This window comes from Okeania sp. SIO2F4 (assembly GCF_010672385.1).
Taxonomy (GTDB): Bacteria; Cyanobacteriota; Cyanobacteriia; order Cyanobacteriales; family Microcoleaceae; genus Trichodesmium.
In genome coordinates this window covers 1-7,787 of record NZ_JAAHGT010000433.1, presented here as the reverse complement: position 1 = coordinate 7,787, position 7,787 = coordinate 1, and the positions used below count along the sequence as shown (strand labels likewise).

Sequence of the window (7,787 nt, the reverse complement as noted above, 5' to 3'; positions counted from 1 at the left end):
TTCCTCAACCCAACAAAAGCCTGGAGATGTCTAATAGTCGTTGAATTTTAAAAGGGGTTGCTCATCCCTTTTGTGTTCCGGAATAGTTTTTAACAAATTCTTGGCAGTTGGTCTCCTACTAACATATCTACAATACGCTCGGTGCCAAAAGTAGTTTGCAACAACAAAATTCCGGGAGGAGAAGCAATAACTTCGCCCACAATAGCAGCATCAATACCCGCGGGATGAGATTTCATTGCTGCCAAAACAGTTTCTGCTTTTTCTCCTGGCACCACTGTTACTAACTTACCTTCATTCGCAAAATATAAAGGATCGAGACCGAGAATTTCACAGACTCCCTGCACCTCACCCCTTACTGGTAGGGAAGATTCAAAAAGTCGTATCCCTACTTCCGAACTCATGGCAAATTCATTTAATACAGTTGCCAAACCGCCACGGGTAGCATCTCGCATCGCCCTAACTTCTGGGCAAACATCCAAAATAGTATCAACCAAACCATTCAAAGGTTGAGTATCGCTGTTGATTTCCGTTGCTAAAGCTAAGTCTCCACGAGCGATCGTAATAGCTGCTCCGTGGTCTCCAAGATAACCATTTACAATAACGGCATCCCCTGGTTGGAGATTTTGGGCGGAAATAGAAACACCTGAACGAATTACACCTACCCCCGCAGTATTGATAAATAATTTGTCCGCAGCACCTCGGTGAACAACTTTTGTGTCTCCAGTGACAATTTTAACTCCGGCAACATCTGCTGCAACTTTCATACTTTTTGCTATTTCTCGGAGGGAGTCAACGGGGAAACCTTCCTCAATAATCATTCCGCAGGAGAGATATAGAGGTTTTGCTCCACTCATCGCTAGATCGTTAACAGTTCCATTGACTGCAAGTTCGCCAATATTACCTCCGGGAAAAAATATGGGGTCAACTACATAAGAGTCGGTGGTAAAAGCAAGTCTGTCTCCTTGAGCAGTAAAAGTTGCGAGGTCGAATGTTGCTTGGTCTTCTAGTTGAGATAGGGTAGGGTTGTCAAAGTTGCTGACAAAAATATCTTCTATTAAGTCGCGCATTGCTTTACCACCGCTACCGTGGGCGAGGGTAATATTGGTGTCGCGTACTTTTGTCGGGCGACGTCGCGCTCGTTCGATTTTTTTAAATAAAGGATGTTGGTTAGGTTCGTTGGAAAGAGAGTTTGTCATATTAAATATCAATTTTATTAAGATTGCTGATTTTGGGATTTAGTAGTCTATTTACGATAGTATTTTTTTCAAATTTTCAACCTGACGTTTAATGTCTGAATCATTTTTCATTGTATTTAAAGGAGCGTTGTATTTTTTTAACTGCTCAATAAATTCTTTTATTACCTGACTAGAAACTTTGTTTGTCATTATTTCCAATAATTCTCTAAACTTTTGTTGACATAATTTATGTTGTAGACGAGCAGAAATGTTTGAGTCATTGAAAGACAGTATTGCTATAAGTGCTTGTTCAGAATCAAATTTTTCTAGCATAACTATGTATATCTCTTCAGCACCCCAAGCAACACCATTTCCATTGGTTAAAAATACTTCTACTAAACATATAGACATATTCACGATTTACTTGAGGTGGAATCTTACCCATCTCGCCAACAAGTATTTGGAGTTGTCGAGCAAATGTAGGTTCATTGTAGAAGTTATTTATTTCTCTATGAACTGTCAGTAAGTTTTCAATAGATGTTTGTATTTCAACCGAACGAATATTATCTGGTATATAAGATTGTCCTGAAACTGTTTCCAGAAATTCACTAGCTAAATTTGCCTGAAATTGGTCATTATTTGCTACAAACCTTGCATACTTTGTGCCAAATTGAGAGCGTGTATCCTCATTTAATCTATCCCATAAAAAAGGAATTATAAATCTGACATTTTGACGAGTTTGAGTTGTACTATTAAGTCGAGTATAAATACCAAATAAACCAGCAGTTAAAGTATTTATTTGCTCTACTGATAAGTCTATAAAGAAAGAGGCTATTTGTTTAGCATCTTTCTTAGATATTTGGTTGGTCTTAATATTCGCAAGAAGCTTTTTAATCTCAACTACTACATTTGACAAAGGCAGAGTAATTACTTCAATAATACAAGTTTCTAGCATACTTATAAGCTGTAAACCTGTAATTTGATTATGATTAGGATGTGCTGCACTTGCCCAGTTACGCATATATCTTACATAATCAAGATGTTGAAAACCTAAGTCTGATATTAATTCAATTTCATTAGCAGCTTTGATTAATTCACTATCACTTATATTAACTAAATCATCTTTATCTTTTAACTTCTTACGTCGTTCAGAACTAGCACCAACAGCAGTATCAAAAAAGTAATCTAAGTCATATTTTTCAACTCTTATTCGTAGTTCAGAAATTGTTTCATCCCAGAGGTAATTTAAAGCAGCATCAAACAATCCTGCTGCTGAAGCTGCAATAAATTTTGAGATATAAAAAGAACGTTCTTTTTTATTATCTTCAATTTTTTCTACAACATCTTCTATGTTCTTAAAAACTTTCAATCTTTCACTTACTGTTACTAATACAGAATCTGTAGGTAAACCATATTGATTCATAAATTCAAGCAGATTATTTTCAAACTGTTTGATTTGGGCTGAATAATTTGAGCTTGGCGTAATTTTATAAAAATCTTCTTGATTTGTCATAGACCTGTTTTAAGCTACATTAAAAACATCTCTGATTATGTTGGGTTTCACTCTGTTCTACCCAACCTACTTTACTTTACTAACTACAAAATTTCATCAGGGTTAATACCTCTTTCCCTGAGAATTTCTGCCAGTCTATCCGCTCTTTGCTTTTCCTGTTCTGCTCGTTGTCTTTCTTGTTCAGCTCGTTCATCACCAGTTAATAGAATATTCCCTGAATCATCGCACCAACGCAACCAATCATATTCTTTCCCTTCAAAAATTCCATGCCAAATAGTCAAACCTAATCCAACTTGTGGCAAATAGAAATTCTGTAATTCTACATAACTATTACCTCGTAATTCATAGACTCGTACAATAGTTTCCCCAAGTTGTTTTAGTGGGTCAAAAACCACATAATAACCTACCGCAGCAAAAGCATAATCTTGTAATTTATTACCTAGTTCATTACCGATTTTATTAGAGACAATTTCAATCGCTACTTCTGGAGGTTTGCCAAAAGAAAATACAAAATAAGAACGATTCTTTTTTTCACTCCAATCTTCCGGTACTTTGACTCGTAAGCTGAGGAGAACATCTGGTACAAGTGGTGGTATTTTATTGCCGTAAAAAAGTCCGACATTCGCAGTAGCTAAAAATGGTAAATTCGTTGAAAAAGAACTGTATAAAGTAGTAGTTAATAGTCTTTGTTGTTTCTCAGTAATTAAATTATCCACGGAAGTATAATCTTCAGTAATAACATCACTAAGATCCGGGGCAGTAAATTCAAAATCTTCTGGTTGATTATCGAAAAATTTGGGATTATTTTCAATACTTATTGGTGTTTGTGATGTAGACATAATTTTTTAATTATGATTAGCAGTAAATTTTATAAACAGGAGGCTAAATTCAGTGTATTTGAGTTTTTTATACCCAACCTACTGAACCGTTTTAGCTAAAATAGTGCATTAGGGAGTAGAGGAGAAAGATTGTTGTTGGGTTTCGTCCCTCAACCCAACCTACATGACTTATTAATTATTGAATTTCCAGGCGACATAATCTCACCTTTTCTATAATATTGGCTCCCATTTTTTCATAGAAGTTAATACCTTGAGAGTTATTAATATTAACAGTCCAATCAATTCTACCGCAACCTGTTTCTTCAGCTATTTGATACAGACGAGTCATTAAAGCTTTACCAATTTTTTGACCTCGGTATTCTTCTTTTAAATACAAATCATCTAGCCAAATTCCAGGTTTAGCTAAAAATGTAGAATAAATTCGATGATAACTAGCAAAACCTACAGTTTTTCCCTCTACTTCAGCTAATAAAATTGAAGTGAGGGGAGTTGTGCCGAATAAATCTTTATTTAGTTGTTCGGTTGTTGCTTTGAGAGATTCGGGACAGCCGTCAAATTTTGCTTTTAGATACAGCAATTCCATAATTATTTTTATGTCACTGGGAACTGCTTCTCTAATTACTATTTCTGTGTGCAGCATAATTTTTAGATGGCTATTTATTTCTAAATAATTGGAATTATAGCAGTCCCTATTACTATGAGGATATTCTCGTCCCTCTCAAATTTAGTCCGTACTGCAAATGTAGGGGCGAATTGCAATTTGCCCCTACTAATACAGTTTCACGGAAGTTAAAAGTCATGCATTAATATTTTGTAGGCTCAAAACTTTGACGCTACAGTAATTTCAGGAAATTATTTCACTTATGTAGTTTGAAACTATTTGTGACATCTTTAAAGTGAATTGGTATAACTTCTGACTTCAGTTATAACTGCTTACTTTATGATAACTACTGCCAATTTTTACCAGAAAAATTAACTATTATTTTCTACTATTTTCTACTTTTTCTGCATGACGACCGGGATGTTTATCAATATGAAGTTGACCCCCCACAGCCCAATTTTCTCGACTAAATTCGTCGATATGAATTGTCACCCACTCTCGTTTTGTTCCTAAAGTAGAAACTACTGTATCAGTGACAGCTTTTGCTAGTTTACGTTTTAATTCAACCGAATGACCGTCAGCAATTTGAATTGTTATAAATGGCATAATTTTTTCCTCTTAATTTGTTTATAGAAATTCTCATACTGGTGAGGTACAAAATTGTTGGTTTTAGGTAGTAGGGAGCAGGGAGTAGGGAGTAGTAATTTGGGAAATAGGGAATGGAAAAGAAGAAAAACAACTGTACCTAAGTAACTTAAAAAACACTATATTTGTTAAATTTTTCGGTACCTGCTAGCGTAATGGTATTGAGTAAACTTGGTATTCACCTAAATTGTTAATTCCTCCAAATCTCCTGGAGTTTTTTTGATCGTGAAAAAATCATCCTCCTCCTGTTCCGGGTTTCCCCCACTCCGTAGGGACGTTGCATGCAAGGTCCCTACCCACTCCCTCGCTAGCTCTACCATTACTATGCACCACTAACAATTTTTCCCGATCTCCCAGTTGGGGAGCAAGATGCCACCACCTCAACTTTCTTTCCCTCTTCCTTCTTAAACAACCTTCCATATTTATAATAGGCAGCACAAGCACCTTCAGAGGAAACCATACAAGTACCGATAGGATTTTCAGGAGTACAAGCAGTACCAAATACCTTACACTGCCAAGGTTTCAAAACACCTTTGAGAATTTCCCCACATTGGCAAGCTTTAGCATCAGCAACTTTTTTGTTAGGCACACAAAACTTAATTTCTGCATCAAAACAGGCATAAGCATCAGTAATTTTTAAGCCCGACTCAGGAATATCTCCTAAACCTCGCCACTCAAACTTTTCTCGTACTTCAAATACTTTGCCCATTGCTTCCAGTGCCACCTTATTACCCCCTTCCTTCACCACCCGACTATATTGGTTTTCCACCTCACAACGACCTTCTAACATTTGTTGTAGCAACATCCAAATAGATTGCAAAATATCTAGAGGTTCAAATCCTGATACTACCAAAGGTTTCTGATATTTTTCGGAAATCACGCGGTAGGGTTCAGTACCAATAACCATACTCACATGACCAGGTCCGACAAAACCTTGCAATTCTAAATCTGGGTTACTCAGTAATGCTTCTAGTGCAGGTACAACTAAAACATGATTGCTGAAAACGCTGAAGTTGTAAATATTTTCTGCTTCTGCTTGCAAAATAGTTAAAGCTGCACTAGGAGCGGTAGTTTCAAAACCCAAACCGAAGAAAATAACATCTTTGTCTGGATTTTCCCTAGCTATTTGCAAACTATCCAAAGGCGAATAAACCATCCGAATATCTGCACCTTGAGCTTTTGCTTGCAACAAACTTTTTTGGGAACCAGGCACCCGCATCGCATCGCCGAAAGTGGTAAAAATCACGTTGAGTTTTTCCGACAAAGCGATCGCATCATCTAATCTACCCCTTGGCATTACACAAACCGGACATCCAGGACCATGTATTAGTTCGACATTATTAGGTAAAACTTCCTCAATGCCATATTTGAAAATAGAGTGAGTGTGACCACCACAAACTTCCATTATTTTTAGTGGGCGATCGCTACTGTATCCTAATTTTTGGCTGAGTTTATCAATTTCTCTTACTAAACCTTGCGCTTTGTCGGGGTCGCGAAATTCTTTAACGTATTTCATAAATTTTTTCCGTTTCTGTTATAAGTTGTTATATCGTAGGTTGGGTTAAGCGCTAGCGCAACCCAACAAATTAGTTATCAGTTGTCATAAATAAACATCTCCAGAAAAGAGGGAACACTTAACTGGGAACACTTAACCCACCCCTAACCCCTCCCAGGAGGGGACTAATTGATAATTTATCAATAATAATTGATTGGATTTTTGATGATCGCAGATGTCTAATAAATATAAGAATATGTTGGGTTTCGTTTCCTCAACCCAACCTACACCTGGATATATTGGGTTTCATTTCTCAACCCAATCTACGTTTTAATTCATTACTGCAGCGACTTCCTGCAATAACTTCAAAGTTTCTGTTGCTTCTTCCTCATCTAAACGATTCATGGCAAAACCCACATGAACTAACACCCAGTCGCCAATACATGACTCAACCGGATGTTCTTCATCAACTATGCAGGCAATATTAACCTCCCGTTTCACCCCACTAATACTAACCATTGCCAATTTATTCACAATATCCGTTATTTCAATAATTTGACCGGGAATACCTAAACACATTTTTATTCAATTAATTAAACTTTTACTAAAATTAAAACCTTTTAAAATCCGTGTATCCGTGCCCAAATCCTTGTCTTGCCCTCCCATTCTAGCAGCAGCGATCGCTACTTGACCTAAAGATAAACCGCCATCATTAGGTGGAACTTGACTGTGAGTCAATACTTCCAACCCCATTTTAATTAGGCGATCGCTCACTCCTGCAAGTAACAATTTATTTTGAAATACTCCACCAGTCAAAGCAACTTTATTAAACTCACAACTCTGATGCAATTCAGCCACCATCTCAGAAATAGCGATCGCCAATCCTTGATGAAACTTAGCTGCCATCAGAGCCGGAGTAGCACTTTGTTTTGTATCTATCAGTAAGGATTGCCACATCGGCTGTGGCACCAGATAAGTAAGAGGGAATTTACTATCTTGGTGTAAATTTAACATATTAAATTGATAACCCTGGATTTCTTCAGCATCATTTAATAAATACTCTGTTGCCAAAGCCTCCAAATTTATGGCAGCTTGGCCTTCATAACTACAAGATTCCCGGCAAATCCCAATCGCAGCAGCCACCGCATCAAATAACCGTCCGCAAGAAGAAGCCAGAGGAGAATTAATCTCTTTTTCCAGCATCTGATTAAGGGTGGCCAGAGGTTTTGTTTGGAAAAAATTAAATAATTCTAAATCTTGGTAATCCTTAAGAAAATCTAAACCAAAAGCAGCGACCAAATGAGCATAAGTATTCCGCCAAGGTTGATAAATAGCCTGTTCCCCTCCAATCATTGGTACAGGTTTAAAAGTTGCTAAACGTTGAAACCCGTGATAATTTGCCAATAAAAATTCTCCACCCCAAATAGTTCCATCTTCTCCATAACCCAATCCATCTAAAGCAATTCCTAAAACTGGCTGACAATCAATATCTAATCCATTTTCTGCCATACAAGCTGCA

9 protein-coding genes are annotated in these 7,787 nt (G+C 37.0%); all 9 read right to left on the bottom strand.

Translation table 11 applies throughout. The features are described from left to right. Nucleotides 1-89: 89 nt before the first annotated feature. Nucleotides 90-1,196, bottom strand: coding sequence for a hydrogenase expression/formation protein HypE (gene hypE / locus F6K22_RS23895; RefSeq protein WP_293103640.1), 1,107 nt, complete (start codon nt 1,194-1,196; stop codon nt 90-92). 51 nt (nt 1,197-1,247) lie between these two features. Then, nucleotides 1,248-1,586, bottom strand: coding sequence for a hypothetical protein (locus F6K22_RS23890; protein WP_293103637.1), 339 nt, complete (start codon nt 1,584-1,586; stop codon nt 1,248-1,250). Then, nucleotides 1,525-2,688: a hypothetical protein gene (locus F6K22_RS23885; protein WP_293103635.1), complete on the bottom strand. Its 1,164-nt coding sequence runs from the start codon at nt 2,686-2,688 to the stop codon at nt 1,525-1,527. Before F6K22_RS23885 ends, F6K22_RS23890 begins: the two co-directional genes overlap by 62 nt. An 83-nt stretch (nt 2,689-2,771) precedes the next feature. Further along, nucleotides 2,772-3,527, bottom strand: a complete 756-nt coding sequence (locus F6K22_RS23880; protein ID WP_293103633.1) for a Uma2 family endonuclease — start codon at nt 3,525-3,527, stop codon at nt 2,772-2,774. A gap of 175 nt (nt 3,528-3,702) precedes the next feature. After that, a complete protein-coding gene (locus F6K22_RS23875) occupies nt 3,703-4,167 on the bottom strand; it encodes a GNAT family N-acetyltransferase (RefSeq protein ID WP_293103631.1) in 465 nt (154 codons plus the stop codon). Nucleotides 4,168-4,506: 339 nt separating this feature from the next. Next, entirely contained in the window at nt 4,507-4,734 is a 228-nt protein-coding gene (locus F6K22_RS23870; protein ID WP_293103628.1) for a tautomerase family protein, read from the bottom strand. Between the two features lie 361 nt (nt 4,735-5,095). Further along, nucleotides 5,096-6,289 carry a hydrogenase formation protein HypD gene (gene hypD / locus F6K22_RS23865; RefSeq protein WP_293103625.1) on the bottom strand — a complete coding sequence of 398 codons (1,194 nt, stop codon included), beginning with the start codon at nt 6,287-6,289 and terminating at the stop codon, nt 5,096-5,098. 309 nt (nt 6,290-6,598) lie between these two features. Next, on the bottom strand, nt 6,599-6,847 hold the full coding sequence (locus tag F6K22_RS23860) for a HypC/HybG/HupF family hydrogenase formation chaperone (protein WP_293103622.1): 249 nt from the start codon (nt 6,845-6,847) through the stop codon (nt 6,599-6,601). A gap of 6 nt (nt 6,848-6,853) precedes the next feature. Further along, nucleotides 6,854-7,787, bottom strand: a 934-nt coding sequence (locus tag F6K22_RS23855) for a Kae1-like domain-containing protein (RefSeq protein ID WP_483244157.1), incomplete at its 5' end; no start/stop codon positions are given.

Bases quoted from the DNA above. Each gene is read 5' to 3' on its own strand.
- F6K22_RS23880 (WP_293103633.1), bottom strand. From the start codon at position 3,527: ATGTCTACATCACAAACACCAATAAGTATTGAAAATAATCCCAAATTT.
- F6K22_RS23870 (WP_293103628.1), bottom strand. From the start codon at position 4,734: ATGCCATTTATAACAATTCAAATTGCTGACGGTCATTCGGTTGAATTA.
- F6K22_RS23875 (WP_293103631.1), bottom strand. From the start codon at position 4,167: ATGCTGCACACAGAAATAGTAATTAGAGAAGCAGTTCCCAGTGACATA.
- F6K22_RS23860 (WP_293103622.1), bottom strand. From the start codon at position 6,847: ATGTGTTTAGGTATTCCCGGTCAAATTATTGAAATAACGGATATTGTG.
- F6K22_RS23890 (WP_293103637.1), bottom strand. From the start codon at position 1,586: ATGTCTATATGTTTAGTAGAAGTATTTTTAACCAATGGAAATGGTGTT.
- hypE (WP_293103640.1), bottom strand. From the start codon at position 1,196: ATGACAAACTCTCTTTCCAACGAACCTAACCAACATCCTTTATTTAAA.
- hypD (WP_293103625.1), bottom strand. From the start codon at position 6,289: ATGAAATACGTTAAAGAATTTCGCGACCCCGACAAAGCGCAAGGTTTA.
- F6K22_RS23885 (WP_293103635.1), bottom strand. From the start codon at position 2,688: ATGACAAATCAAGAAGATTTTTATAAAATTACGCCAAGCTCAAATTAT.